The following is a 24,437-nucleotide window of genomic DNA, read 5'->3' as shown; positions in this document are numbered from 1 at the left end:
GGCTTCCTGGTCGGCGGGTATTCCCGCGCGGACCTACTGGGGTGTTCGACAATTGGCCGGATTGGCTGTGAGCAGGGCGATGCCACCTGTCAGTGACCGGTCGGAGGCGGCAGGCTGTCCCGAACGGAGGTTGCTAAATCGCCAGGCGAAGTCGGTGTCGTTGCGGTAATAGTGGTTGCGGTTCATGTGTTGCTCCTGGAATCAGTCAGTCAGAAATGTGTGGCCCAAAAAAACAAAACCCCCGGTCGGGAAGCCGACCGGGGGTGAGAGTTAACTCTGGTGGGCGACCCGAAGTTCAGGGCGCCGTTTGGGTATCAGGCGCGCCAGTGGCTAAACCAATACCCATAAAAATAAGAGGCAGGAGCGGTAGATGCCGTCGCATTCCAGGCAGCCGCACGCTCGGCCAGACGTGAACCGTCTGCAGCGTTGAACAACTGGGTGGAAAGCAAAGGCAACATGGTCTGTCTCCGTGGAATGCCGCCGAGCTTACTTCAGTCCCGTCGGGTTCTTCAATTGGAAATTGCAATGGGAGTGATTGGGGTGGCCTGCTTATAAGCAATGCCTAAACTGCGACAGGCCGACTCAGTCCTCAGGCATTTCCGAAGAGGCGACGGCAGGGGGGATCACGCCGATCTTCATGCCCAGCAGCACCGCGACTTTGTGGGATTCGCCCCGGCGCCCCTTCTTTCGGCCGGACAACACTTGATAGGTCGTCGCGGGGTCCACGTTGTGCTCCCTGGCAAACTCTTGAACCGATTTGCCCTGCTGTTCCAGCCAAGCCCTGGCTTGTGCGGCGGTACGGATTCCGGGCATAGTTCAAAACCGTTCAAGTTCGTTCAAATTATATCGATTCTATCACTCAAAAGAGTGATGTCAACAAGGCTATACATCCAAATGAGTGGAATAAGTGCCCGAATTAGGGAAGAGCGCGAGCGCTTGGGGCTCTCACAACGCGCATTCGGTGAAATCGGTGGCGTGGAAGCCAACGCGCAGGGCAAGTACGAAAACGGCGAACGCACCCCCAAGGCCGATTATCTGGCCCGCGTCGCCCATCGCGGTGTAGATGTGCTGTACGTGCTGACGGGGTCCCGCACCCCGGTGCCCATCGTCGGCCTGAGCGAAAACGAGGAGTGGATGGTGGGCAGTTACCGCACCCTGGGAAAGGAGGAACAGGATGCCATCTGCCGGTTGACCACGACCTTGGCGGAATACCAGAGCAGTTATGCCCCGGACAAGAAGTTATAAGGCATTCCGCGGGGTGCAGCAGTCGTGCGTTTGAAGATTTTTACCAAGTGTTGCGGTCGATGATGATAGGTTGTCGGCATCGTTGTAGATGAACTGTTACATATGCACAGCAGTGATCCAGTGCTGGTCGGTTACTTTCTTTTTGCTAACGTGGCGAGCAGTCGTCACGAATTGTTCGGTGAGGTGTCTGCTTGATTAGGGTGCTGGTTGTCGATGACCACGATCTGGTTCGGACAGGTATCACGCGCATGTTGGCCGACATCGAAGGCTTGCAGGTGGTGGGGCAGGCCGAGTCCGGCGAAGAGTCGTTGCAGAAGGCCCGCGAGCTGAAACCCGACGTCGTGCTGATGGACGTCAAGATGCCTGGCATCGGTGGACTCGAAGCCACGCGCAAACTCATCCGCAGCCACCCCGACATGAAGGTGGTGGCGGTGACGGTGTGCGAAGAGGACCCGTTCCCTACGCGCCTGCTGCAAGCGGGCGCGGCGGGATACATGACCAAGGGTGCCGGTCTGACGGAGATGGTTCAGGCCATTCGCCTGGTGTTCGCAGGGCAGCGTTACATCAGTCCACAGATCGCCCAGCAACTGGCGCTCAAGTCATTCCAGCCGCAGACCAGCAATTCACCGTTCGATCTCTTGTCCGAGCGGGAAATCCAGATTGCCCTTATGATTGTCGGCTGCCAGAAAGTGCAGACCATTTCCGACAAGCTTTGCCTGTCCCCCAAAACCGTGAATACCTACCGGTACCGCATATTCGAGAAGCTGTCGATCAGCAGTGACGTTGAGCTGGCCCTGCTGGCCGTCCGTCACGGCATGGTCGACGCCAGCGCATAAATGACCCAACCGTTTGATCCCAGTGCTTTTCTGTCCACCTGCAGTGGCCGCCCCGGCGTATATCGGATGTTCGATATCGACGGCAAGCTGCTGTACGTCGGCAAGGCCAAGAATTTAAAGAAGCGCCTCGCCAGCTATTTCCGCAAGACCGGCCACGCCCCGAAAACCGGTGCATTGGTCGCGCGGATCGCTCAGGTTGAAACCACCATCACCGCCAACGAAACCGAGGCGCTGCTGCTGGAACAAACCCTGATCAAGGAGTCGCGCCCGCCGTACAACATCCTGTTGCGCGACGATAAGTCCTACCCCTATGTGCACTTGTCCGACGGCGAATTTCCCCGGCTGAGCATTCATCGTGGTGCCAAAAAGGCCAAGGGCCGCTACTTCGGGCCTTACCCCAGCGCGGGCGCGATTCGCGAAAGCCTGAGCATTCTGCAGAAGACATTCCACGTGCGTCAGTGCGAAGACAGCTTCTATAAAAACCGCACGCGGCCTTGCCTGCAGTATCAGATCAAGCGCTGCAAGGCGCCGTGCGTGAACCTTGTCGAGCCGCAGATCTACAACGAGGACGTGCGTCACTCGGTGATGTTCCTCGAAGGCCGCAGCAATGCCCTCACCGACGAACTCAATGCGCTGATGGAAAAGTCGGCGATGAACCTCGATTTCGAGCACGCTGCCGAGCTGCGTGACCAGATCGGCCTGCTGCGTCGCGTTCAGGACCAGCAGAGCATGGACGGCGGCACCGGCGACGTCGATGTCGTGGCGGCGTTCGTCAACCCGGGCGGCGCCTGCGTGCACCTGATCAGCGTGCGTGGCGGGCGGGTGTTGGGCAGCAAGAACTTCTTCCCGCAGGTCGGGATCGAGGAGGAGGTGGGCGAAGTCATGTCCGCGTTCCTGGCCCAGTATTTCCTGGGCGGCGGCGAGCGCGAATTGCCGGGCGAGGTCATCGTTAACGTGGTCAGCGAGGATTTCCCCGCGCTGATCGACGCGATCGATGCCTCGCGCGGCCGCGAAATCATCATCAGCCACCGGGTCCGTGGCACCCGTGCGCGCTGGCAGCAACTGGCCGTGACCAATGCCGAGCAGGCGTTGATGGCGCGGCTCGCCAATCGTCAACACGTCACCGCGCGCTTTGAAGCGCTGGCGCAAGTGCTCAAGCTGGATGAACCACCGCAGCGCCTGGAATGCTACGACATCAGCCATTCCAGTGGCGAAGCAACGGTGGCGTCGTGCGTGGTGTTCGGTCCAGAGGGCCCGATCAAGTCCGATTACCGCCGCTACAACATTGAAGGCATCACGGCAGGGGACGACTATGCTGCGATGCATCAGGCACTGACGCGTCGCTTCAGCCGCATCAAGGACGGCGAGGGCAAGTTGCCGGACATCTTGCTGGTGGATGGCGGCAAGGGCCAGTTGAGCATGGCCCGCGATGTGATGAACGAACTGGCCATCCCCGACCTGATTCTGTTGGGTGTCGCCAAGGGCGCCACGCGCAAGGCAGGTTTCGAGACGCTGTACTTGAACGATGCGGCCCATGAGTTCACCCTCAGGGGCGATTCCCCCGCGCTGCACTTGATCCAGCAAATCCGTGACGAAGCTCACCGGTTTGCCATCACCGGACACCGGGCGCGACGCGGTAAAACCCGTCGAACATCAACCCTGGAAGGTGTAGCAGGCGTGGGCCCGACCCGGCGTCGCGATTTGCTCAAGCACTTCGGCGGCCTTCAGGAATTGTCCCGGGCCAGCATCGAAGAAATCGCCAAGGCGCCGGGAATCAGCAAAAAGCTCGCAGAGTCGATTTATGCAAACCTGCACAGCGAGTAGAATGCTCGCTCACCTCGTAGCCAGTTGTGCCGATGAATATCCCTAATCTGATTACCGTATTACGTGTCCTGCTGATTCCGATCTTCATTCTGTTGTTCTATCTGCCGTACTACTGGAGCTACATGGCCGCCAGTTCGGTATTCGCTCTGGCAGCCGCGACCGACTGGCTGGACGGATACCTGGCAAGACGCCTGGAGCAAAGCACACCGTTCGGGGCGTTTCTCGATCCGGTGGCTGACAAGCTGATGGTGGCCGTTGCGCTGGTGTTGCTGGTGCAAGCCCATGCCAATCTCTGGTTGACCCTGCCGGCCGCCGTCATCATTGGCCGCGAGATCGTCATTTCCGCTTTGCGCGAATGGATGGCCGAACTGGGGGCCCGGGCACAAGTGGCCGTGTCGAACCTGGGCAAATGGAAAACCGCTGCGCAGATGCTCGCGCTGGTGATTCTGCTGGCCAACCCGCCGGCGTTTACCTTCTGGGTCGTGTTGGGTTACGTGCTGCTGATGATCGCGGCGGGCCTTACGCTGTGGTCGATGGTGCAATACCTGCGCGCGGCATGGCCGCATCTGCGTACGACCACCGATGAAAAATAAGTATTTTTAAATCAAGGGGTTGACGGGGTCATTTGAGTGTATAGAATGGCGCCCACACAAAGCGGGAATAGCTCAGTTGGTAGAGCACGACCTTGCCAAGGTCGGGGTCGCGAGTTCGAGTCTCGTTTCCCGCTCCAGTTTGTATGCGTTTAGCGGTAGTGGTTGGATCGTTGAGCGTTTGAGGCCGAGTAGCAAAATGGTTATGCCGCGGATTGCAAATCCGCTTACGCCGGTTCGATTCCGACCTCGGCCTCCACATTTAAAGCCCGTAAGATCAACGTCTTACGGGCTTTTTTGTGTGCGGTGATTAGTGAATCACTTCCGCAATGCTGACCTTCGTTTCCGCAACACGCTAAGAAACGATTGATCACATCCCGAGCCACTCTTTTCTGTCACCGGTTCAGCTGAGCTCAGGCAGGTTTCAGTTCGGTCAGATAACCCCGCACGCCATGCGATCACCGCCACCGCCCAATGGCATGGGCATATCGGAGTGGTTGTCGCCGCCGACATGGATCATGAGCGCGTGACCTTTGACGTCGGAAATCTTCTTCAGGCGTGGTGCGAGCACAGGGTAGTTGGCCAAACCATCGGCATTGACGTAGACCGCCGGCAGATCGCCCATGTGGCCATCGCCGTACGGCCCCAGATGCTTGCCGGTGTTGGCTGGGTCAAAGTGGCCGCCTGCTGCAAGTGCCGCGACCTTTTTGCCGTCTTTCATGCCCGGATCGCAACTCGCTTTTTCGTGAACATGAAAACCGTGAATCCCGGCGGGTAGAGATTTCAGCTCGGGGGTGAAGACCAGCCCGTAAGCGGTCTCGCTGATGGTGACTTCGCCAACAGGCTGTGGGGCGCCATCAGCACTCACCAGGTTCATCGGGACATTCAGCGATGCCGCCTGAGCGCTCACCGTAAATGCTCCAATCAGGCCAAGCCACAAAGCGGATTTCATAGACACCTCATTGAGTTCGTCAAAAGAAAAGGGGAAGACGGCAACCCAAGCGAGTCACCCTGTGCTGGGAGAGAGCATAGACAGGGTATCGAGGTTGTGACGATAAACAAACGTAACCAATTGAATCCGAAAGCTTTGAACTTGCCTCCACGGCTGCGGGTGTATATATTCCCCACTCTTGTCAGCTGGCCCCGCGATACGACGCGCGAAGGTCTAGGTTGATATGTGCTACCGCCCTGATGGTGAAATTGGTAGACACACCGGACTTAAAATCCGTCGTCCGAAAGGATGTGCCGGTTCGACTCCGGCTCGGGGCACCATTCAGAATCAGGCGCTTACGGAGCAATCCGAAGCGCCTTTTTTGTGCCCAGATTTCCGCAATCGAGAATGCTTTCCGCAATTCACTTTGTTCAGGCATTCCTCCGCGCTCAAGGCTTCGAGTACCGCTTTCGCTGCCCCCGAGAAAGCTCCATCTGCTTTCTTGGCGCTGCGCCGCCTGCCAGCGATTCATGAAGCCCAAAGGGCCGATACTTTCGAGGTGCCGTGAGTGAGTGGCTTCGACAGGAGCTTGGTTCTGGTAGTGAATCGGGGTCACACGCAGCGAATGCCTAGGATCCCGTAAGCCGGCAGGCTCAAAGTGAAAGTGTGGACGCCGGCATTCGCAATGCAATACCGTCTGGTGACGACACTGGTATGGGTTGATCTGCGATGTTTGTGCTGCTGGGGATTGCCCTGTGGGCCATGGCTATTTACTTGCTCTCCATTGACTTGAATGCTTCAGCGGCAGCCCTGTTCCTATTCGGTCTGGCCATGATTTGGCCAAGCACGTTCTATGGCCGCGCCGGTAGTTCCCGCTTCGTAGGCTGGTACGAGTCCTTGAAGATCCTCCTGAGAGGCTGGCTCTGAAAGTCGGTAAGTTCTCCGGCGGAAACCGATAGGCGTCCGGACAGATGGCCAATGGGTAGTCGTTGCAAACCAGCTTGCCGTTCCAATTGCCCAGAGAGTTACGTGCATGTTCGTCGGCCCCTTACCGACTTGGCGCACCCTCGGTTGTCTAAGGCCGGAGCGTTCCAGAGGACTGTCTCTCAGGTAGAGCTACTACGGGCAAATGGATTTGTAGGAATTAGTCGTAGATCCCTGTTTTCCTGGCTTTTCCAGCAGCCTGACGGTTTGTATGGCACGACTAAGCGCGTAACATCCTTGCTCGGAAATCACTACACAACGGAATGCGAAGATGCATTCAGAGCTTCGCATTGTCGCCTCGGTGTCGGGGGCGAGCGTGTAGGGACACATCAGACGATCGGCAGCGCGAGCCTCTATGCCGAAGATAAGGTTTGATTAACATCAGTTTTCCACGCCATCAGGATTGCCACGCTCTATCACTCATAAGGATGTCGAAGTGTTCGTATATAAAATGGTGCAGGTTCCGCCAAATGTCGAAGTCCAGGCGAAGAATCAAAAAGGGAATGAAGCCGCTGCGTATCTACAGAATGTGGTCAATCAGCACGCAGGGGACGGCTGGGAGTTTTATCGGATCGACACGATTGGGGTAGCGGTTCAACCCGGATGTTTCGCAGGACTTTTCGGGCAAAAAGCTGAGCTTTCTCAATATTATGTCATTTCTTTCCGGCGCCCTGGTTGATGGCTCGACTGTCTGTATCTGCGATTCACCTCTACCAGCGCTTTGCTCCACATCGCCTTAGATCCACCTGCCGATATGAGCCGTCTTGTTCTAACTACGCAATATTGGCAATTGAAAAATATGGCGCTGGAAAAGGGTGGCGACTGGCTCTGAATCGCATCTATCGGTGCAAAGCCCCTAACGGGGGAACTGACTATCCGTAAATTAACACCCGCTCGGGCGGGGTTTTTACGCCCGGTGAAAAGCATGGGCTCAGCTGAAAACCGACACCCGTGGCGCCGAGGGCAGCGATAGCCCAAAGCGCCTATCTCATCAGCCGACAGGCTTACCCCCGCAACACCTTCCGCAAAAACGGCGCCGTCCGGCTCTCTTCCACCTCGGCAACCTGTTCAGGCGTACCACACGCCACAACATTCCCGCCCTTGTCCCCAGCCCCTGGGCCGATGTCGATCACCCAGTCACTTTGCGCAACCACGCGCATTTCATGCTCCACCACAATCACACTATGCCCCGCATCCACCAACGCATTCAGCTGCGTCAGCAGCCGATCCACATCGGTGGGGTGCAGGCCAGTGGTCGGCTCATCAAGCACATACAAGGTGGCGCCGCGCTGGCTGCGCTGCAGCTCGGTGGCCAGTTTGATGCGCTGCGCCTCGCCGCCGGACAACTCAGTCGCCGGCTGGCCGAGTCGAAGATAGCCCAACCCGATATCACGCAGCACGGTCAGCGAGCGCAGCACGGCGGGCTGCTCGGCGAACACGTCCACCGCTTGTTCAACTGTCAGCTGCAGCACGTCGGCGATGCTCAAACCATTCCACTTGATCGCCAGGGTGTCTGGGTTATAGCGCGCGCCATGGCAAGTCGGGCAGGGCGCGTAGACGCTGGGCATGAACAGCAATTCAACGCTGACGAATCCTTCGCCTTCGCACACCGGGCAACGGCCCTTGGCGACGTTGAACGAGAACTGCCCGGCGTCGTAGCCGGCCTTCTGCGCGTCGGGCGTCGCGGCGAACAATTTGCGCACGTTGTCGAACAGCCCGGTGTAGGTCGCAAGGTTGGAGCGCGGGGTGCGGCCGATGGGTTTCTGGTCAACCTGCACCAGACGCTTGATCGCGCTCAGTCCGCCCGCAATGTGGCCGCCAGTGGGTTGCGGTGCATCGTCTTCCAGGCTGGACTCTTCCGCGTCGGCCTGCGCAGCAGGTCGGCCCAATTCTGCCCCCACCAACTCCAGCAATGCCTGGCTGACCAGGCTTGATTTGCCCGAGCCGGAGATGCCGGTCACCGAGGTGAAGCACCCCAGCGGAAATTCAGCGCTCAGTTCGTTGAGGTTGTTGCGGGTGATGCCTTCCAGGCGCAACCAGTCAGTGGGCTGCCTTCTCGCGACGCGCAGTTCGGTGTGTTCAGCGAACAGATGCCGGCGGGTTTGCGACGCTTCGATCTCCGCCAGGCCTTCGGGAGGGCCGCTGTACAGCACGTGTCCGCCATGCTCGCCGGCAGCCGGGCCGACGTCGATGAGCCAGTCGGCACGGCGCATGGTTTCCAGATCGTGCTCGACGACGAACAGCGAATTGCCGGACGCCTTCAGCTGTTGCAACGCGGTGAACAGAGATTCACTGTCTGCCGGGTGCAGGCCCGCCGACGGTTCGTCCAGCACGTAGATCACGCCGAACAGTTGCGAGCCCAATTGCGTCGCGAGGCGCAGGCGCTGCAGTTCACCGGACGACAGTGACGGCGTGCTGCGATCCAGCGCCAGGTAACCGAGGCCCAGATCGGTGAGGGTGCTGACCCGCGCCAGCAGATCCTGAGCAATGCGCTGAGCGGCGAGGCGTTTTTCGACGGACAGGTTCGGCGTCGCACGGACATCGGGCGCGGCATCGTGGGCCGAGCCGCCTGCAGTGACGCGCTTCTTTTTCGCCTCGGCCATCTGCTTGCGATCAAGCACCGCGGTTTCGCGACGCTCATCAGCGAAAACGCCCGCTGCCACGGGCCGCAGGACCTCGGCCAGCCGCAGCAGCGGCATCTGCGCCAATTCGCCAATATCGAGGCCGGCAAAGGTCACCGACAACGCTTCGCGCTTCAGGCGTTTGCCATCGCACAACGGGCACGGGCTGCCGCGCATGAACCGCGAAACCCGCTTTTTCATCAGTGCGCTCTGGGTGGTGGCAAAGGTGTGCTGCACGTAGCGGCGAGCGCCGGTGAAGGTGCCGTGATAGCTGGGTTCGAGTTTTCGCTTGATCGCCAGACGGGTTTCTTCCGGGGTCAGGCCCGCGTAAACCGGCACGTTAGGCTGTTCGTCGGTGAACAGAATCCAGTCGCGGTCCTTTTTCGGCAGATCGCGCCAGGGGGTGTCGACGTCGTAGCCCAGGGTGACCAGGATGTCGCGCTGGTTCTGGCCGCCCCACGCCAGGGGCCAGGCGGCGATGGCGCGCTGGCGGATGGTTAGCGAATCGTCCGGCACCATCAGTTCTTCCGGAATTTCATAGACCCGGCCCAGGCCGTGGCACTCAGGGCAGGCGCCCTGGGGCAGGTTGGGCGAGAAGTCTTCGGCGTAAAGCATGGGCTGGCCCGGAGGATAAGTGCCGGCGCGGGAATAGAGCATGCGAATCAGACTGGACAGCGTCGTCACGCTGCCGACCGAGGAGCGCGTGCTCGGCGTCCCTCGTTGCTGCTGCAGCGCGACGGCGGGCGGCAAGCCTTCGATGGAATCCACGTCGGGCACGCCCACCTGATCGATGAGGCGTCGGGCGTAGGGCGCGACGGACTCGAAATAGCGGCGCTGGGCTTCCGCATACAGGGTGGAGAACGCCAGCGAGGATTTGCCCGACCCCGAGACGCCGGTGAACACCACCAGCGCGTCGCGGGGGATGTCGACGTCCACGTTTTTGAGGTTGTGCTCACGGGCACCACGAACCCGGACGAATCCGGGGCGGTTGGCATCGACGGTGAAGGAAGAAGGGCGGGCGTGGTCTGTCAGGTGCGGCGGTGTGGTCATGGGTGAGGCCTTTGAATCCTTGAAAGCGGGAGCGGTTTACTCGGCGAGGGGCACTTTGGGCGTGTGCCCGGCGTCGTCGTGATCGCCGCCGGTCAGCGGCTCGTCTTCACGCACGTCGTCGGTGCGCTCGCGATCATCGGCCACATCGGCAGGGCGTGCGTCCGGGTCGTTGAGTTTTTCGCCCGGGATGTGAGCGTCGTGGCGGGTCATGCTGTTTCTCCTGTCAGTTCTTCGGATGCTTCACGAATGACCTCGGCGGCCTGCAGGCCCTGGAGGAAACCGGCCAGCGCCACTTCCTCCAGACGCAGGCCTTTGCGCTGGCGGATGCGCGGCAGCTTGGCCAGTTCGCCCATGGCGAAGGCTTCCAGCACGGCCGGGTGGATGTAGCACTTGCGGCAGACCGCCGGGGTATTGCCCAGCAGCCGCGCGACTTCCTTGACCATGGACACGACGTGCTTCTTCGCGTCCGCTTCCGGCTCCCAGTGCAACTTGCGCAGGGTCGCCAGCGCCATGGCGCTGCCGGCCCACGTGCGGTAGTCCTTGGCGGTGAAATCGGCACCGGTCAGTGTGTGCAGGTACTGGTTAATGTCGTGGGAGGAAACGGTATGTCGCTGGCCGTCGTCATCCAGGTACTGGAAGAGGTTCTGGCCGGGCAATTCCATGCAGCGCTTGATGATGTTCGCCAGGCGGCGGTCAGTGACGCTGAGCCGGTGCTCGACGCCGCTCTTGCCACGAAACTCGAAGTAGATCTTGCTGCCTTTCACGTCGACGTGTTTGTTGCGCAGCGTGGTCAGGCCGTAGGAGCGGTTGTCCCGCGCGTACTGGCTGTTGCCGATGCGGATCAGCGTCTGGTCCAGCAACGACAGCACCGCCGCCATGACCTTCTCGCGGCCCATGCCGGGTTTGGCCAGCTGGGTTTCCAGCTGTTTGCGCACCTTGGGCAGCGCCTCGCCGAAGGCGATCATCCGCGAGTATTTGTTCTCGTCGCGGATCTCGCGCCAGCGGGGGTGATAGCGGTACTGCTTGCGCCCGCGCGCGTCGCGGCCGGTGGCTTGCAGATGGCCCTTGCGGTCGGCGCAGATCCACACGTCGGTGTACGCCGGCGGGATCACCAGCGCGTTGATGCGCTTGATCTCGTCCTCGTCGCGGATGCGTTGGCCGTCGGTGTCGAAATAGGCGAACTTGCCGCGCAGAATCTTGCGGGTAAATCCGGGCTGGCTGTCGTCGACGTAGTGCAGATCTTTGGGCAGGTCTTCGCTGTGGATTGTGTCCGGCATGAAAGGCAGTCCTGAATGCGGGTCTTTTTGCATTGACCCCTGCGCTGCGCAGTCGTGCCGAATAAATGCGTTCCTGAGAGATGGGATGCGTGATCGGCCTGGCCTAGGCCAGCAGCGCCACTGACTTGATCTGTGCCCACAGCCGCTGCCCGGGCGCCAATTGCAGCTGATCCCTGGAATACCGGGTGATCCGCGCCAGCAGCGGGGAGCCGTCGGCATCGAGGCGGACCATCACATGGGCGGTGTTGTCGGCGGCGATCTCTTCGATGACCGTGACCGGCAGGCGATTGAGGATGCTGCTTTGCGCGTCGGATTGCAGGCTCAGACTTACGTCCCGCGCCTGCACTTTGAGGCGCAGCGGCTTGCCGGGCAGCAATGCGGAATGGGCGACGCGGATGCTCAGTTGGCTGCGCGGCAGTTGGACGGTGATGAGCTGATACGCAGCGTCATAGGCCAGCACGCTGCCTTCGATCACCACGCCCGCGTCGTCGCCCATCGCCAGCGGCAGATCCAGCCGCGCCAGGGTTTCGCCGATGGGGCCGCTGGCCAGGGCCTTGCCGTCGCTGAGCAGCACCAGATGGTCGGCCAGTCTGGCCACTTCATCCTGGGCGTGACTCACGTAGATCACCGGAATATCCAGTTCGTCATGCAAACGTTCGAGGTACGGCAGGATTTCGCTCTTGCGTTGCGCATCCAGCGCCGCCAGGGGTTCGTCCATCAGCAAAAGTTGCGGGCTGGTCAGCAGCGCGCGGGCGATGCCGACCCGCTGACGCTCGCCGCCGGACAGTTTGTCGGGAGCGCGATGGAGCAGATGATCGATGCCCAGCAATGACGTTGCCTGCTGCAACGTGATGCGCCTGTCACGTCCGGGGATGCGCTTGAGGCCGAAACGCAGATTGCCCTCGACGTCGAGGTGTGGAAACAGGCTCGCTTCCTGGAACACGTAGCCCAGGGAGCGTTTGTGCGGGGGCAGAAAGACATTGTTGGCGCTGTCCTGCCAGACCTCGCCGTTGACGCGTATGTACCCGTCGGCCGCCTTTTCCAGCCCTGCAATACAACGAAGGCAGGTGGTTTTGCCGGAACCGGAATGGCCATACAGCGCCGAGACGCCGCGACCGGGCAGGTTGAGGTCGACAGCCAGGGCGAACTCGGCAAACGCCAGATTCAATCGAACATCAATCGTCGAACTCATGGGCCGCTCCACGCCGAACGAGCCTTGCCGCTGGAATACAGCGCCAGCAGCACCACAAAGGAAAACACCAGCATCGCCCCGGCCAGCCAGTGGGCCTGGGCGTATTCCATCGCTTCGACGTGGTTGTAGATTTGCGTGGAGACGACGCGGGTTCTCTCCGGGATATTGCCGCCGATCATCAGTACCACCCCGAATTCACCCACGGTGTGGGCGAAGCCCAGAATCGCGCCGGTGATGAAACCAGGGCGCGCCAGGGGCAGGATCACTGAGAAGAACGTGTCCCAGGGGCCTGCTCGCAGCGTAGCCGCCACTTCAAGGGGGCGAGGGCCGATGGCGACGAAGGCGTTCTGCAAGGGCTGCACCACAAACGGCAGGGAATACAGCACCGAGCCGATCACCAACCCGGTGAAACTGAAAGTCAGGGTGCCGAGCCCCAGGCTTTGGGTCAGTTGCCCGATTGCGCCGTTAGGCCCGAGCAACAGCAACAGATAAAAGCCGATCACCGTGGGCGGCAGCACCAGAGGCAGCGCCACCACCGCGCCGATCGGGCCTTTCAGCCATGAGCGGGTGCGCGCCAGCCACAGCGCGATGGGCGTGCCGACGATCAGCAGAATCACGGTGGTCAGGGACGCCAGTTTCAGCGTCAGCCAGATGGCCGCGAGGTCGGCACTGCCCAGCAGCATTTACAGTTGATACCCGTAGGACTTGATGATCGCAGCGGCTTTCGGGCCTTTGAGGTAGTCCATCAGCGCCTTGGCCGCGGTGCTGTCTTTGCCTTTGTTGAGGATCACCGCGTCCTGCTTGATCGGCTCATGCAGGTTGGCGGGCACGATCCACGCCGAGCCACCGGTCAGCTTGCCGTCCTTGAACACCTGGGAGAGGGCGACGAAACCCAGTTCCGCGTTGCCGGTCTGCACGAACTGATAGGCCTGGGCGATGCTCTGGCCTTCGACGATCTTGCTTTTGGTTGCGTCGGTCAGGCCCAGTTTGTCGAGGGTCTGGGTGGCGGCGAGGCCATACGGAGCGGCTTTCGGGTTGGCAATCGACAGGTGTTGAAACTTGCCGTCCTTGAGCACTTGGCCTTTGTCGTCGACGTAGCCGTCTTTGGCCGACCACAGCGCCAGGGTGCCCACCGCGTAGGTGAAACGCGAGCCTTTGACGGTCTCGTTTTCGCTTTCCAGTTTTGCCGGTGTGGTGTCATCGGCGGCGAGGAACACTTCGAACGGCGCGCCATTTTTGATCTGGGTGTAGAACTGGCCGGTGGCGCCGAACGAGGCCACGAGTTTGTGACCCGTATCCTTTTCGAAATCCGTGGCGATGGCCTGAATCGGCGCGGTGAAGTTGGCGGCGACGGCCACCTGAACCTCATCGGCGAACGCTGTGCCCGACGACAGCGCCGCCAAGGCGATGACCAGCGAGGTGAGGGTGAAGCGATTTGAAACTGTGCGCATGGACGGCTCCGGGCTAGCGAACGGAATAAGAAAGAACGCCAACCGGACGTCGGTTTAACGCTATGCAGCGAAATATATAGCGACTCTTCTCCGCGCGGAAGCCGGATCTTGCCGCGCAGGGGGTTTTATCTCACCGACTTAGCGCCCGGCCAGCCGTTCCAGGGCGCCGATGGCCAGGGTCCGGGTGAGTTCTTCTGCTGACAGCGAGTGCTTGATGCCCACTGCCTGACCCGCCCAGAGGTTCATGAAACCGTCGTCGCCCCGGGTCTCGGCCTTGCTGCGCAGCGGCATCAGTGCGCCGCCCGCGGTGGGGAAGGCCGGCGCGGCATCGGCCATGGGCCCGATCTCACCCATGATGCGGTTGACGATGCCCCGCGCCGGGCGACCGGTGAAAATGTTGGTGATGGCGGTCTGGCTGTCCTGCGCGCGCCTTAATGCAGCCTGGTGCAACGTCGAGGTCTTTGCTTGCGGGGTGAAAAGATAGGCGGTGCCGATCTGCACCGCGGACGCGCCCAGCATGAACGCGGCGGCAATCCCGCGACTGTCGGCAATGCCGCCGGCGGCGATGACCGGAACCGTCACGGCATCGACGATCTGCGGCACCAAGGCCATGGTCCCGACCTGGGTGTGAAGCTGATCGCTGAGGAACATCCCGCGATGGCCGCCGGCCTCGTAGCCCATGGCGATGATCGCATCGCAACCCCGCGCTTCGAGCCACACGGCTTCTTCCACGGTCGTCGCTGAGGAGAGCACCTTCGCACCGGCGGCCTTTACTCGCGCCAGTAATGTGGGATCGGGAAGGCCAAAATGGAAGCTGACCACTTCAGGCTTCAATTCCTCCACCAGCGCGCAAGCGGCTTCGTCAAACGGCGCGCGGTTGGACGTGGGCGTGGGTGCATCGAAGTCCGCGCCCAGCTCGTCGTAATAGGGCTTGAGCAGGTGTTTCCAGTCTGCATCCGCCTGCGGGTCGGCGGGCGGAATCGAGTGACAGAAGAAATTCAGGTTAAGCGGGGCGTGGGTGCCTGCGCGTATTCGCGCCACTTCTTCGCGAATCTGCGCCCGGGTCAGCATGGCGCAGGGCAGCGAGGGCAGGCCGCCGGCTTTACCCACCGCGACGGCCATGGCCGAACCGGACGCACCGGCCATGGGGGCCTGCAGGATAGGCAGTTCGATGTCCAGCAGTTTGAGCAGGCGGGTGTCGGGCCAGGCAATCATCAGCAGGTCTCCATCGCGAAAAAGCAGCAAAAGCAAAGATGCGGTTGATTTAATAGACGCTCGGTCTAATATGCAACCCCATGAACGACATCATTGCAAAACCCAGACGCCCCGGCCGCCCGCCCAAAGTGGCCCGCCCCGATGACTTCGACACCCGCGAGGCGCTGATCCGTTGCGGGGTCGAGGTGCTGACCGAGCAGGGCTTCATGGCCACCGGCATCGACGGCATCCTCAAGCGCGTCGGCGTGCCCAAAGGCTCTTTCTACCACTACTTCGCCAGCAAAGAGGTGTTCGGGCTCGCGGTGCTCGACAGCTATGCCGGCTACTTCGCCCGGCGCCTGGACCGCTGGCTGCTCGATGAAACGCTGTCACCGCTGGAACGGCTGGCCGGGTTCGTTCAGGAATCAAAGGTCAACATCGCCCGTCACGATTTTCGGCGCGGCTGCCTGGTGGGCAACATGGGCCAGGAGGTGAGCGTCCTGCCAGCGGGCTTCCGTGAGGCGCTGGAAAAGGTTTTCCTCGACTGGCAGGCGCGCCTGACGGTGTGCTTCAAGGCAGCGATTGCGGCGGGCGAACTGCCGGCGCGCACCGACTGTTCAGAACTGGCGGCGTATTTCTGGATCGGCTGGGAGGGCGCCGTGCTGCGGGCTCGACTGGTGCAGAACGAGCAGCCGCTCAATACCTTCATCATCGGATTTCTGCGCGGATTGCCGCGCTGATGTTCTCAGGTCTGGTTATAGACGAGCGGTCTAAATAGGAGAGGGGCAATGTTCAAAGGCATCCTGATCAACAAAGACGATAAAGGCTACCGTGCCGAGCTGACGGACATCGACCACAGTCAGCTGCCCGAGGGCGACGTGACTGTTCGCGTCAGTCACAGCACGCTGAATTACAAAGACGGCCTGGCGATCACCGGCAAAGGGCCGATCGTGCGGCAGTTCCCGATGGTGCCCGGGGTGGATCTCGCCGGCACGGTCGAGGACAGCAGCGATCCTGACTTCAAACCCGGCGATCAAGTGCTGCTCAACGGCTGGGGCGTGGGCGAAGGGCACTGGGGCGGGCTGGCGCAGAGAGCACGGTTGCAGGGCAAATGGCTGATCCCGCTGCCGGGCGCGTTCACGCCAGCCCAGGCAATGGCCATCGGCACGGCGGGCTACACCGCGATGCTGGCGATCATGGCGCTGGAGAAAAACGGCGTGACCCCGGACAAGGGCGACGTGCTGGTGACCGGGGCCAACGGCGGAGTCGGCAGTTTCGCCATCGCACTGCTGGCGAAGCTCGGTTATCGCGTCGTGGCCTCCACCGGCCGCTTGGGCGAAAGCGAATACCTGACGTCCCTGGGGGCGGCAGAAATCATCGACCGTGCCACCCTTGCCGAGCCCGGCCGGCCGTTGGCCAAAGAACGCTGGGCCGGGGCAATCGATTCGGTGGGCAGTCACACCTTGGCCAACATCTGTGCCAGCACTCGGTATTGGGGCACGGTCGCAACCTGCGGTCTGGCCCAAGGCATGGACTTTCCGGCATCGGTGGCACCCTTCATTCTGCGCGGCGTGACCCTCGCCGGTATCGACAGTGTCATGCGCCCGCGCCAGGACCGCATCGACGCCTGGGCGCGTCTGGCCCGGGATCTGGATCCGTCGCTGCTGCCGTTGATCAGCCGGGAGATTGGCTTGAGTGAAGTGGTTGAAACCGCGCACCTGTTGATGGACGGGCAGGTACGCGGGCGTATCGTGGTCGACACCCAGCGCTGATCAGCCGCAGGTGAAGGGGCGCACGTCGAGCACTCTGACCTGCGCCATGGCGGGGTGACGGGGGTTGAGCAGCAGGTTACGCGTGTGGGTGATGGTCGCGGAAGGCACGATCAGACCGAGTTGCTCGCGCCGTTCCAGCCAGGCGCTGCCGAAATCCATGCTGGGCCGGTCAGCCGGCGTGACGTCCCAGCCCGGCGGCAGCTGCGCGAGGGCAGGCTGCCAATACAGCGCCGGGTCATCGGGCAACTGCAGGTGAACGAGCTGAAAACCCGGCTGCGGCAGGCTCGCGCATTGAATGAGCGTGTCCAGCGCGCAGCCTGACGCGCTCAGCGCCAGGTAGACCGCAGGCTGGTCGGCATGATTCCAGCGTCCGCCGAACTGCGCGGCGCCCATGCCCGACAGATCATTCGCTGCACTGTTCTTGCTGATCCTCCAGGCCTGCATCAGACGACCCCGCCGTGCTGCAATGCGCTGAGCACCCGGCGTGCCTGGCGCGCGCCGATTTCGGTCTCGCACAGGGCGATGGGCGTTTGCCCGTTGAGCGCGCGGTTGGGGGCGACCATCCAGCGGCGGGCGGTGTTCTGGTCTTCAAAGAGTTCGGCGGCGTGGGTGGCGAGGGCGGCAACCCGGTCGAGGCGCTCGGAGCCGACGATGTCCAGCGGACGTTGCTGACGCTGGCGGCGCTCCAGGGTGGAGACCGAGGTTGCCAGCAAGGCTTCCAACTGGCTGTTGCTGAGGCGGAAGGCATTGCGCAGCACCTTGACCCAGCCGGGCGGGAAGCCCGAGCGGATGTAGTCCAGCCGTTCGGTTTCGTTGCGTGCGTTGAGCTGGTCGGCGATCAACCAGAATGAGGGGGCGGTGTCGGTTATCGCTGCTTGAAGAGTCGAAGGCACGTCCATGCTCCTTGTGAGATCCGGTGCAGCGACCTTACGCCGCTGTCAGGGTTTCTCAAGCGAGAAGCTGTTACCGGCGTTTGCATGCCCGGCTTCTTTTGTATGCCTGGCTTCTTTTGTAGGACCGGTTTCAGCCGGGAAAGCGTCCGAGCACATCGCTACCTGTTCGGTGGCCTGCTCCGATACCGGACTCTCGCGATCAAGAAGCGCACGTTTGCGCTCGACACCCCAGCGATAACCCGACAACGCGCCATCGCTGCGCACCACGCGGTGACAGGGAATCGCCACGGCAATGCGGTTTGCCCCGCACGCCTGAGCAACCGCGCGGCTGGCGGTCGGCGCGCCGATCCGTTGGGCGATTTGCGCGTAGCTCGCGGTGGTGCCCGGCGGGATCTGCGCCAGTGCCTGCCAGACCCTCTGCTGAAACGCCGTGCCTTGCAAATCCAGCGGCAGATTCAGGCCCAGCTTCGGCGCCTCGATAAACCCTACCACCTCGGCCATCATCCGCTCGAAGTCGGCATCGCCGCCGATCAGCGTGGCGCTGTGAAACTGATTCTGCAGGTCTTGCACCAGTCGATCGGGGTCATCGCCGAGCAGAATCGCGCACACGCCGCGCGCACTTTGAGCCACCAGAATTGCGCCAAGAAAGCACTCGCCGACGGCAAAACGAATCGCCAGGTTGGCGCCGCCCGTGCGGTAGTCCGTGGGGCTCATGCCCAGCAGGCCGGCGCTGGCTTCGTAAAAACGGCTGTTGGAGTTGAAACCGGCGTCGTACAGGGCGTCGGTGATGCGCCCGTGGTCGATCAGTTTGCTGCGCACTTTGTCGGCGCGGTGGGCGTTGGCGTAGCCCTTGGGCGTCAGGCCGGTGACGGCTTTGAAGACGCGGTGGAAATGCCAAGGGCTCATGCACGCATGGGCAGCCAGCTCGGCGAGGGGCGGCAGCCACTCCGCTTCGGCGATCAGTCGACAGGCGCCAGCGACCACGGCAGCGTGCTGCTCGGCCAGACCGGTGCGGTCGGCGGCGGCACGTTTGCTCGGGCGAAACCCGGCGGCTTCGGCCTCGGCGGCACTGTCGAAGAACACCACGTTCTCCGGGCGTGGCAAGCGTGCGCTGCTGCTCGGGCGGCAGTAGACACCCGTTGTGCGCACGCCATAGACGAACTGCCCGTCGGCGCTGGCGTCCCGGGACACCACGGCGTTCCAGCGCGGGTCGAGCTCGACACTTTCGGAGGACTGATTGCTCGGTTGGCGGCTCATTGTCGGCAGCTCTCTGACGGTTCACTGGCCTTTACGTTAGCCGCCGCAATGAAAGGCGACACCCCGAGTCTTGCGTTCAAACTCTTGTGTTCAAGCCCACGCGCTCACGTCAGCCCGGCATCGGCGGCAAGGTGCCAAGCAACGACACTGCCGCAAGCGCGCCGGCGCCAAACAGGCATTCCAGAAAGACGCTCAGCCTCAGGCGAGCCATGGGCAGATCAGCCGACCGGGCCAGTTGCCGGTTCAGCGCGGCGAGCGACAGCATGCCCAACACCATCGTTACCTTGACGGTCAGTACCAGGCCGAACCCGGCAAACGCCGGCTCAGGCCAGAGCCCGCCGCTCAGCGCACGAACGTTGATCAGGCCCGTGGCGATGATGACTGCCACCAGTCCGTAGCCGATGCCGCTGAAACGCCGCAACACGAAGGCGAGGTCAACCCCATCATCAGCCTTCAGCAGCAGGGCCAGCATTAACAAGCCGCCGAGCCAGGTGCCGACGCCGAGCAAATGCAGCATCTGGTTGACGATCAACAGCTGGCCTTTGAGCCCATCGAACATTGCGCCGTGACCGACGGGTGCCAGGGTCAGCAGCAACAAGGCATTGAGGACGAGCAAGAGGCTCGGCTTCACCCGGCGATTGAGGATGACCACCAGCGCGTTCAGCAGCAGATGAACCACCCACACATGACCGAACCAGGTACTGCCCAGCACCAGCCCAACAGTGGACGGATCGATTGCGCTGCTCCAGTCGCTGCTCAGGTAAGCAGCCGTCAGCATCAGCCAGGCCAACGCGCTCGCCAGGGCGAGGGCGGCGACCCACCCGAGCAACTGACCCAGGCGAGGCCCCGCGGGGCTGGCCTCAAACGGTAGCAGGTGCCGGGCAAACAACAGGCTGCGGAACGCGCCGACCCCGAACAGCAACAGCACTGCGCCGAAGTGGAGGAACCGGCACAGGATCAGTCCTTCGTGCATGGGGTTATGGCGTCACCTGAAAGCGGTAGGTGCCTTCGCTCTTGTGGGTGTCGACCGACACGGCGTGCCATTCCACCTTGTATTTGCCCGGGACCATCGGCACGGCCGGGGTCACGATCAGGACTTTCTGGTCGTTGGGATCGGTTTCGACGTTGCGCGTCTGGATGATTTCCGTCGGCGTATCGGGCGCGTCCAGGCTGATCACTACTTTGGTGAATGTGGCTTCGACGCCTTCGGAGAAGACCAGACGCAGCTCTTTGGGCGCGCTCACTTCGCTGTCGGCAGCGGGCTGCTGGCTTTCCAGATGGGCGTGGGCGGAGGCGGCAGTGGAGGTCAGACAGGCCAGCAGGGACAGGCAGGAGAGGATGTGCTTGAAACGTTGGGCAGACATCGGCGGGACCTTTGCTTGGGCGGCAGTTGCAGCGAATGGATGACGGAATCGACCACGGTCGACTCGGGATGATCGGATCGCTACTAGACCAGAAAGTGCAGAGGGACTCCAGCGATTAAGCCGGGTGCGACGTCGGAACCAAGACGTCTTAAGAAAGGAAACCAAGGCGGCGGGGTGAGGGCGCAAATGGGCTGCGTCGCCTGAACGACGCAGCCTTGCAGGATCAGACCTTGAAGAAACTCACGCGGTCGGTGAGCACGTCGGCCAGGGTCGACAGCTCGCGGCTGGAGCGTGCCACCTGATTGGAGCCGACGGCGGTTTCCAGTGCCGAATCGTGGATGCGGTTGATGTTGACGCTGACGTCATCGGCCACCGTCCGTTGCTGCGCGGCGGCGCTGGCGATCTGCGCGTTCATGTCGTTGAGCGCGCCGACTTCGTGGCGGATTCTGACCAGCGCGGTTTGCGCTTCGTGGGTCTGCTCGACGGTACGCTGGGCCATTTCGCGGCTTTCGCGCATCAGGTCAGCGGTCTTCACCGCACCGCTTTGCAACTGACCGACCATGTCGCGGATTTCCTTGGTCGACTCTTGAGTGCGGTTGGCCAGGGAGCGGACCTCGTCGGCCACTACAGCGAAGCCGCGGCCTGCCTCGCCGGCGCGAGCGGCCTCGATGGCAGCGTTGAGCGCCAGCAGGTTGGTGCGTTCGGCGATGGAGTTGATCACCGCCACCACGTTTTCGATGGCGCGGCTGTCGCTGGACACCTGGCCCACCGAATCCGCCGCGCTTTCCAGCTTGCGTGCCAGTTGGTCCATCGCCTGGGCGGTGCCTTCAACCACACGCTTGCCGTTCTCGACTTCGCTATCGGCGGTCTGGGTGGCATTTGCCGCCTGATTGGCGTAGCCCGCGACTTCTTTTACGGTGCTGGCCATCTGGTTGATCGCCGTGGCCATCTGCTGGGTTTCGCTGGCCTGCAGGCGCATCTGCTCGCTGTTGCTGTCGGAACTGGACAGCAGCTGGGCGGAGGAGTGAGTCAACGCCGCTGCGGCCGAGCGCACTTCGGTAATGGTGGCGGACAGGTGCAGGTTGGTTGCCTTGAGTGCTCCCATCACGCTGTCGGGGTAGGACGTTTCAATTTTGTCGGTCAATTCGCCGGCTGCCAGACGGCGGATCGAAGCCGCGACCTGGTGGGGTTCAGCACCGAGGGTCGACTTGAGGCTGCGGATGATCAGCAGCGAGGCGATGATGCCCAACACCACGGCGATGCCGGTGGCCAGCAACATCAGCGACGCAAATTGCGAGGCCGTGGCCCGTACCGACGTGATGTGGTCACCAATGGACGCTTCTTCGAGGTCGATCAGTGCGTTGATGCGCGCGAGCCAGTCTTTGTAGGCGCCGGACACTTGTTCCATCAGCAGCGTCTGGGCCTGATCGATCTCGCCTCGCTGACGCAGTTTCAGCAGCGTTTCGGTGGCGCTCAGTGCAGTGCGTTCGGCCGTCTTGATGTTGGCCAGTAGCTCTTGCTCACGGGGCGACGCGCCCTTGGTCTGGTAGATGCGGTCCATGGGCGCGGCCGAGGCTTGATAAAGGCCGTCCAGTCGCTCGATGTCACGCAGGTGGGTGGCGAGGCCTGCGTCGTTGCGCACCAGCACGGCATCGCGCAGGGCAATGGCGCGGTCATGCACGCTGCCGCGGAAGTTAATCGCGTAACGCTGTTTGACGGAGGCGTCTTCACTGACGTCGGTCAGGGCGGATTCCATCAAGTGGACCCGGTTAACGCCCACCAGGGTGACGAGAATCATCAGCGCGAGAACTAGTCCGAAGCCCAAACCCAGGCGTTTGGCAATTGAAAGATTTTTAAACATGGAGTGCACCAAAAATGAAGGCGTCCGTGATATTAGAACGCTATTACTTGGTGCGCTTTATATCGGAGTTTCCAGGGGGCTGCTGAGGTATTTTCGCTATTAAGGCAATAGAGCCCGTTGGTCTTTTTAGAGGGAATTTTTCTGTTGTTGAGTGTTCGGGGATAGTCCGCGAATGCTTTGCAGGGGGCGGGCATAAAAAAAGCCACCGCACTGACGTGAGGTGGCTAAAAGTCTTACCAAAGGAATGATGAAGCGGAGCATGATTCGATTGCCTGACGCTGCGGAGTCGTCCGGCAATTGATTCGTGTTCTTCATCGCCGACGACGGTAACACCGGCGTAAAGTTTTCGACTATTACGAAGATTGATAGTGACTATCAAGACGTGTTGGGAATCCCGTCGGTCGGATAGTGCTACAAGATTTTCGGCCCTCAAGTGCGTGGTATACCCTGAACAGAGCGGTCATCAACAATAATCAATGTGCTCCTTTGGCTGGAACAGCCGTCCAGTCACTGGCATGTGTGTTTCTTTTCCATCTGCCGCAACGCCCGCTCCAGCGCTGAATCATCGTGTGAGTTTGAAACAGTGCCCCGGATCCAGGGGGCGCACGCGCTGGGGCTTAATCGAGACAGGGGATAACAATGACTTTCGTGAAATGGAATCTGATGACGCTGGCGGTTTCGCTGGGTGTCAGTCAATTGGCAACGGCAGCGGTTGTCAGTGATCAATCGGAGGCCAAGGGCTTCGTCGACGACAGCAGTCTGACTGTTCACCTGAAGAATTATTATTTCAACCGGGACAACAAGAACGGCAAGGATGACAGCAAGGACTGGACCCAGGGCGTGCTGGGTAATTTCAGTTCCGGCTTCACCCAGGGCACCGTGGGTTTTGGCGTTGATGCCTACGGTTATTGGGGCCTGAAGCTTGATGGCGGTGGCGGGACCACCGGCACTGGCAACCTGCCGGTGGACAGCCATGGCAATCCCCAGGATGAATACGGCACGGCCGGCGGGGCGCTGAAGATGCGCATCTCGAAAACCGAATTGCGTTACGGCAATCTGCAGCCCCAGGCCCCTGTGTTTGCTGCGGGCGGCTCGCGACTGTTTCCGCAAACCGCGACGGGTTTTAACCTGCTGAGCAGTGACATCGCCAATCTGGAACTCGACGGCGGCCACTTCACCGGCAGCAACGGCCCGATCACGACCAACAATGATCACGGCATCTGGGCGGCGTATGCCAACGTCGAAGCCAGCAGCATTGATTACGCAGGCGGTAAATATGCGCTCACCGATAATCTTTCGGTCAGCGTGTACGGTTCGGATCTCAAGGACGTCTGGCATCAGTACTACGGCAATGCCAATTACACGTTACCTATCTCTGATCAACAGTCGCTGAACTTCGACTTCAATATCTACCGCACCAATGACAGCGGCGCCGCGAAGGCGGGCGATATCAGCAACACGACCTGGTCGCTGGCGGCAGCTTATTCATTCCTGACTGCCCATACGCTGACCCTGGCGTATCAGAAAGTGCATGGCGACACGCCGTTCGATTATGTGGCCTTCGGTAATAACGGCGCGGGCGACACCGGGGATTCGATACTGTTGGCCAACTCGGTTCAGTACTCCGACTTCAACGGTCCGGGGGAAAAGTCCTGGCAGGCGCGGTACGACCTGAACATGGCGAGTTACGGCGCGCCGGGGCTGAGTTTCATGGTCCGTTATATCCACGGTGACGACATTGATGGGTCTCATATCCCGTCGAACAGCACTTACACCGGTTATGGCGATGACGGCGACCACCACGAAACCAACCTTGAAGCGAAGTATGTTGTGCAATCCGGTCCGGCCAAGGACTTGTCCCTGCGCATGCGTCAGGCCTGGCACACCGCCAACGGCGATCAGCCGGATGGCGACGTGAAGGAATTTCGTTTGATCGCGGATTATCCGATCAATATTTTCTGATCGGGTGGCGGGGTGATTTGAATCCCCGCTGCATAAAAAAGCCAGGCTGTCCGCGAGGAGGCCTGGCTTTTTTGGTTTTGTCACTGGCCCAGAGATGTGTCGGCAGGGCGGGCCTCTTCCCGGCTGAAGCCGG

The 24,437-nt window shown here is 61.3% G+C and carries 26 protein-coding genes, 3 tRNA genes and 1 pseudogene; 12 read left to right on the top strand and 18 right to left on the bottom strand.

Features of this window, described 5'->3' with window-relative positions; translation table 11 throughout:
• Positions 1-33: 33 nt before the first annotated feature.
• The 3 genes from ACQKEN_RS06620 to ACQKEN_RS06610 all read right to left on the bottom strand — a co-directional run bounded on the left by ACQKEN_RS06620 (position 34) and on the right by ACQKEN_RS06610 (position 813).
• A complete protein-coding gene (locus tag ACQKEN_RS06620; RefSeq protein WP_427684556.1) occupies positions 34-186 on the bottom strand; it encodes a hypothetical protein in 153 nt (50 codons plus the stop codon).
• A 128-nt stretch (positions 187-314) separates the two neighbouring features.
• Complete coding sequence (locus ACQKEN_RS06615) at positions 315-458, bottom strand: hypothetical protein (protein WP_427684554.1); 144 nt, start codon at positions 456-458, stop codon at positions 315-317.
• Positions 459-582: 124 nt separating this feature from the next.
• Positions 583-813, bottom strand: a complete 231-nt coding sequence (locus ACQKEN_RS06610; protein WP_427684552.1) for a DNA-binding protein — start codon at positions 811-813, stop codon at positions 583-585.
• An 81-nt stretch (positions 814-894) separates the two neighbouring features.
• On the opposite strand from ACQKEN_RS06610, the gene ACQKEN_RS06605 reads away from it, so the two are divergent.
• From ACQKEN_RS06605 to ACQKEN_RS06580, 6 genes are all read left to right on the top strand, one after another.
• Positions 895-1,245, top strand: coding sequence for a helix-turn-helix domain-containing protein (locus tag ACQKEN_RS06605; RefSeq protein WP_427684550.1), 351 nt, complete (start codon positions 895-897; stop codon positions 1,243-1,245).
• 191 nt (positions 1,246-1,436) lie between these two features.
• On the top strand, positions 1,437-2,081 hold the full coding sequence (gacA, locus tag ACQKEN_RS06600) for a response regulator transcription factor GacA (protein ID WP_065990451.1): 645 nt from the start codon (positions 1,437-1,439) through the stop codon (positions 2,079-2,081).
• Positions 2,082-3,905, top strand: coding sequence for an excinuclease ABC subunit UvrC (gene uvrC, locus ACQKEN_RS06595; protein WP_427684548.1), 1,824 nt, complete (start codon positions 2,082-2,084; stop codon positions 3,903-3,905).
• Positions 3,906-3,937: 32 nt separating this feature from the next.
• A complete protein-coding gene (gene pgsA / locus ACQKEN_RS06590; protein WP_427684547.1) occupies positions 3,938-4,498 on the top strand; it encodes a CDP-diacylglycerol--glycerol-3-phosphate 3-phosphatidyltransferase in 561 nt (186 codons plus the stop codon).
• A gap of 61 nt (positions 4,499-4,559) precedes the next feature.
• Positions 4,560-4,635: transfer RNA gene (locus ACQKEN_RS06585), tRNA-Gly, on the top strand.
• Positions 4,636-4,680: 45 nt separating this feature from the next.
• Positions 4,681-4,754: transfer RNA gene (locus tag ACQKEN_RS06580), tRNA-Cys, on the top strand.
• A 174-nt stretch (positions 4,755-4,928) separates the two neighbouring features.
• Here ACQKEN_RS06580 and sodC read toward each other — a convergent pair.
• Positions 4,929-5,447 carry a superoxide dismutase [Cu-Zn] SodC gene (sodC, locus tag ACQKEN_RS06575; protein ID WP_427684545.1) on the bottom strand — a complete coding sequence of 173 codons (519 nt, stop codon included), beginning with the start codon at positions 5,445-5,447 and terminating at the stop codon, positions 4,929-4,931.
• 233 nt (positions 5,448-5,680) lie between these two features.
• On the opposite strand from sodC, the gene ACQKEN_RS06570 reads away from it, so the two are divergent.
• From ACQKEN_RS06570 to yidD, 3 genes are all read left to right on the top strand, one after another.
• Positions 5,681-5,767, top strand: a tRNA-Leu gene (locus ACQKEN_RS06570).
• Positions 5,768-6,846: 1,079 nt separating this feature from the next.
• Positions 6,847-7,089, top strand: a complete 243-nt coding sequence (locus ACQKEN_RS06565; protein WP_172612060.1) for a DUF4177 domain-containing protein — start codon at positions 6,847-6,849, stop codon at positions 7,087-7,089.
• Positions 7,089-7,292: a membrane protein insertion efficiency factor YidD gene (gene yidD, locus ACQKEN_RS06560; protein ID WP_427684542.1), complete on the top strand. Its 204-nt coding sequence runs from the start codon at positions 7,089-7,091 to the stop codon at positions 7,290-7,292. Before ACQKEN_RS06565 ends, yidD begins: the two co-directional genes overlap by 1 nt.
• 122 nt (positions 7,293-7,414) lie before the next feature.
• Here yidD and ACQKEN_RS06555 read toward each other — a convergent pair whose 3' ends face one another.
• The 7 genes from ACQKEN_RS06555 to ACQKEN_RS06525 all read right to left on the bottom strand — a co-directional run bounded on the left by ACQKEN_RS06555 (position 7,415) and on the right by ACQKEN_RS06525 (position 15,216).
• Positions 7,415-10,081 (bottom strand): excinuclease ABC subunit A, encoded by a 2,667-nt coding sequence (locus ACQKEN_RS06555; RefSeq protein ID WP_427684541.1) that lies wholly within the window; start codon positions 10,079-10,081, stop codon positions 7,415-7,417.
• A gap of 36 nt (positions 10,082-10,117) precedes the next feature.
• Entirely contained in the window at positions 10,118-10,291 is a 174-nt protein-coding gene (locus ACQKEN_RS06550) for a hypothetical protein (RefSeq protein WP_427684539.1), read from the bottom strand.
• Complete coding sequence (locus ACQKEN_RS06545) at positions 10,288-11,358, bottom strand: DNA topoisomerase IB (RefSeq protein ID WP_427684537.1); 1,071 nt, start codon at positions 11,356-11,358, stop codon at positions 10,288-10,290. Before ACQKEN_RS06545 ends, ACQKEN_RS06550 begins: the two co-directional genes overlap by 4 nt.
• 103 nt (positions 11,359-11,461) lie before the next feature.
• Positions 11,462-12,550, bottom strand: coding sequence for a molybdenum ABC transporter ATP-binding protein (gene modC, locus ACQKEN_RS06540; RefSeq protein ID WP_427684535.1), 1,089 nt, complete (start codon positions 12,548-12,550; stop codon positions 11,462-11,464).
• The gene (gene modB / locus ACQKEN_RS06535; protein ID WP_427684533.1) at positions 12,547-13,233 is read right to left on the bottom strand and encodes a molybdate ABC transporter permease subunit; all 687 of its coding nucleotides are present in this window, start codon (positions 13,231-13,233) and stop codon (positions 12,547-12,549) included. The genes modC and modB overlap by 4 nt, the downstream gene beginning before the upstream one ends.
• A complete protein-coding gene (modA, locus tag ACQKEN_RS06530; protein ID WP_427684531.1) occupies positions 13,234-14,001 on the bottom strand; it encodes a molybdate ABC transporter substrate-binding protein in 768 nt (255 codons plus the stop codon).
• A 138-nt stretch (positions 14,002-14,139) separates the two neighbouring features.
• Complete coding sequence (locus ACQKEN_RS06525; protein WP_427684529.1) at positions 14,140-15,216, bottom strand: NAD(P)H-dependent flavin oxidoreductase; 1,077 nt, start codon at positions 15,214-15,216, stop codon at positions 14,140-14,142.
• Positions 15,217-15,296: 80 nt separating this feature from the next.
• On the opposite strand from ACQKEN_RS06525, the gene ACQKEN_RS06520 reads away from it, so the two are divergent.
• Together ACQKEN_RS06520 and ACQKEN_RS06515 are read left to right on the top strand one after the other, a co-directional pair.
• On the top strand, positions 15,297-15,935 hold the full coding sequence (locus ACQKEN_RS06520) for a TetR/AcrR family transcriptional regulator (RefSeq protein WP_122537191.1): 639 nt from the start codon (positions 15,297-15,299) through the stop codon (positions 15,933-15,935).
• A gap of 48 nt (positions 15,936-15,983) precedes the next feature.
• Entirely contained in the window at positions 15,984-16,967 is a 984-nt protein-coding gene (locus ACQKEN_RS06515; protein ID WP_427684526.1) for an MDR family oxidoreductase, read from the top strand.
• Here the strand turns inward: ACQKEN_RS06515 and ACQKEN_RS06510 are convergent, their stop codons facing one another.
• From ACQKEN_RS06510 to ACQKEN_RS06480, 7 genes and pseudogenes are all read right to left on the bottom strand, one after another.
• Positions 16,968-17,411 carry an RES family NAD+ phosphorylase gene (locus ACQKEN_RS06510; RefSeq protein WP_427684524.1) on the bottom strand — a complete coding sequence of 148 codons (444 nt, stop codon included), beginning with the start codon at positions 17,409-17,411 and terminating at the stop codon, positions 16,968-16,970.
• Positions 17,411-17,860: a type II RES/Xre toxin-antitoxin system antitoxin gene (gene parS, locus ACQKEN_RS06505; RefSeq protein ID WP_237254483.1), complete on the bottom strand. Its 450-nt coding sequence runs from the start codon at positions 17,858-17,860 to the stop codon at positions 17,411-17,413. The genes ACQKEN_RS06510 and parS overlap by 1 nt, the downstream gene beginning before the upstream one ends.
• A gap of 45 nt (positions 17,861-17,905) precedes the next feature.
• Positions 17,906-19,117 (bottom strand): bifunctional DNA-binding transcriptional regulator/O6-methylguanine-DNA methyltransferase Ada, encoded by a 1,212-nt coding sequence (gene ada / locus ACQKEN_RS06500; RefSeq protein ID WP_427684522.1) that lies wholly within the window; start codon positions 19,115-19,117, stop codon positions 17,906-17,908.
• Positions 19,118-19,226: 109 nt separating this feature from the next.
• Positions 19,227-20,090 (bottom strand): copper homeostasis membrane protein CopD, encoded by an 864-nt coding sequence (copD, locus tag ACQKEN_RS06495; protein WP_427684521.1) that lies wholly within the window; start codon positions 20,088-20,090, stop codon positions 19,227-19,229.
• A 4-nt stretch (positions 20,091-20,094) separates the two neighbouring features.
• A complete protein-coding gene (gene copC / locus ACQKEN_RS06490; protein WP_427684520.1) occupies positions 20,095-20,481 on the bottom strand; it encodes a copper homeostasis periplasmic binding protein CopC in 387 nt (128 codons plus the stop codon).
• 223 nt (positions 20,482-20,704) lie between these two features.
• Positions 20,705-21,409, bottom strand: coding sequence for a methyl-accepting chemotaxis protein (locus ACQKEN_RS06485; protein WP_427684596.1), 705 nt, complete (start codon positions 21,407-21,409; stop codon positions 20,705-20,707).
• A gap of 423 nt (positions 21,410-21,832) precedes the next feature.
• Positions 21,833-22,342, bottom strand: a pseudogene (locus tag ACQKEN_RS06480) (MCP four helix bundle domain-containing protein); the annotation flags it as partial.
• 639 nt (positions 22,343-22,981) lie between these two features.
• Between ACQKEN_RS06480 and ACQKEN_RS06475 the strand changes: the two are divergent.
• Positions 22,982-24,304 carry an OprD family porin gene (locus ACQKEN_RS06475; protein ID WP_427684519.1) on the top strand — a complete coding sequence of 441 codons (1,323 nt, stop codon included), beginning with the start codon at positions 22,982-22,984 and terminating at the stop codon, positions 24,302-24,304.
• The last annotated feature ends 133 nt before the right edge of the window (positions 24,305-24,437 follow it).

Origin of the sequence: Pseudomonas sp. NPDC078416 (genome assembly GCF_050268485.1) — a bacterium.
Classification (GTDB): Bacteria; Pseudomonadota; Gammaproteobacteria; order Pseudomonadales; family Pseudomonadaceae; genus Aquipseudomonas.
This window is presented reverse-complemented; position numbering and strand designations above follow the sequence as displayed.

What these genes read in the sequence shown, in the direction of transcription:
- ACQKEN_RS06620 (WP_427684556.1), bottom strand. Translation starts at nt 186, where the DNA reads ATGAACCGCAACCACTATTACCGCAACGACACCGACTTCGCCTGGCGA.
- ACQKEN_RS06615 (WP_427684554.1), bottom strand. Translation starts at nt 458, where the DNA reads ATGTTGCCTTTGCTTTCCACCCAGTTGTTCAACGCTGCAGACGGTTCA.
- ACQKEN_RS06610 (WP_427684552.1), bottom strand. Translation starts at nt 813, where the DNA reads ATGCCCGGAATCCGTACCGCCGCACAAGCCAGGGCTTGGCTGGAACAG.
- ACQKEN_RS06605 (WP_427684550.1), top strand. Translation starts at nt 895, where the DNA reads ATGAGTGGAATAAGTGCCCGAATTAGGGAAGAGCGCGAGCGCTTGGGG.
- uvrC (WP_427684548.1), top strand. Translation starts at nt 2,082, where the DNA reads ATGACCCAACCGTTTGATCCCAGTGCTTTTCTGTCCACCTGCAGTGGC.
- pgsA (WP_427684547.1), top strand. Translation starts at nt 3,938, where the DNA reads ATGAATATCCCTAATCTGATTACCGTATTACGTGTCCTGCTGATTCCG.
- sodC (WP_427684545.1), bottom strand. Translation starts at nt 5,447, where the DNA reads ATGAAATCCGCTTTGTGGCTTGGCCTGATTGGAGCATTTACGGTGAGC.
- yidD (WP_427684542.1), top strand. Translation starts at nt 7,089, where the DNA reads ATGGCTCGACTGTCTGTATCTGCGATTCACCTCTACCAGCGCTTTGCT.
- ACQKEN_RS06555 (WP_427684541.1), bottom strand. Translation starts at nt 10,081, where the DNA reads ATGACCACACCGCCGCACCTGACAGACCACGCCCGCCCTTCTTCCTTC.
- ACQKEN_RS06550 (WP_427684539.1), bottom strand. Translation starts at nt 10,291, where the DNA reads ATGACCCGCCACGACGCTCACATCCCGGGCGAAAAACTCAACGACCCG.
- ACQKEN_RS06545 (WP_427684537.1), bottom strand. Translation starts at nt 11,358, where the DNA reads ATGCCGGACACAATCCACAGCGAAGACCTGCCCAAAGATCTGCACTAC.
- modC (WP_427684535.1), bottom strand. Translation starts at nt 12,550, where the DNA reads ATGAGTTCGACGATTGATGTTCGATTGAATCTGGCGTTTGCCGAGTTC.
- modB (WP_427684533.1), bottom strand. Translation starts at nt 13,233, where the DNA reads ATGCTGCTGGGCAGTGCCGACCTCGCGGCCATCTGGCTGACGCTGAAA.
- modA (WP_427684531.1), bottom strand. Translation starts at nt 14,001, where the DNA reads ATGCGCACAGTTTCAAATCGCTTCACCCTCACCTCGCTGGTCATCGCC.
- ACQKEN_RS06525 (WP_427684529.1), bottom strand. Translation starts at nt 15,216, where the DNA reads ATGATTGCCTGGCCCGACACCCGCCTGCTCAAACTGCTGGACATCGAA.
- ACQKEN_RS06520 (WP_122537191.1), top strand. Translation starts at nt 15,297, where the DNA reads ATGAACGACATCATTGCAAAACCCAGACGCCCCGGCCGCCCGCCCAAA.
- ACQKEN_RS06515 (WP_427684526.1), top strand. Translation starts at nt 15,984, where the DNA reads ATGTTCAAAGGCATCCTGATCAACAAAGACGATAAAGGCTACCGTGCC.
- ACQKEN_RS06510 (WP_427684524.1), bottom strand. Translation starts at nt 17,411, where the DNA reads ATGCAGGCCTGGAGGATCAGCAAGAACAGTGCAGCGAATGATCTGTCG.
- ada (WP_427684522.1), bottom strand. Translation starts at nt 19,117, where the DNA reads ATGAGCCGCCAACCGAGCAATCAGTCCTCCGAAAGTGTCGAGCTCGAC.
- copD (WP_427684521.1), bottom strand. Translation starts at nt 20,090, where the DNA reads ATGCACGAAGGACTGATCCTGTGCCGGTTCCTCCACTTCGGCGCAGTG.
- copC (WP_427684520.1), bottom strand. Translation starts at nt 20,481, where the DNA reads ATGTCTGCCCAACGTTTCAAGCACATCCTCTCCTGCCTGTCCCTGCTG.
- ACQKEN_RS06485 (WP_427684596.1), bottom strand. Translation starts at nt 21,409, where the DNA reads ATGGCCAGCACCGTAAAAGAAGTCGCGGGCTACGCCAATCAGGCGGCA.
- ACQKEN_RS06475 (WP_427684519.1), top strand. Translation starts at nt 22,982, where the DNA reads ATGACTTTCGTGAAATGGAATCTGATGACGCTGGCGGTTTCGCTGGGT.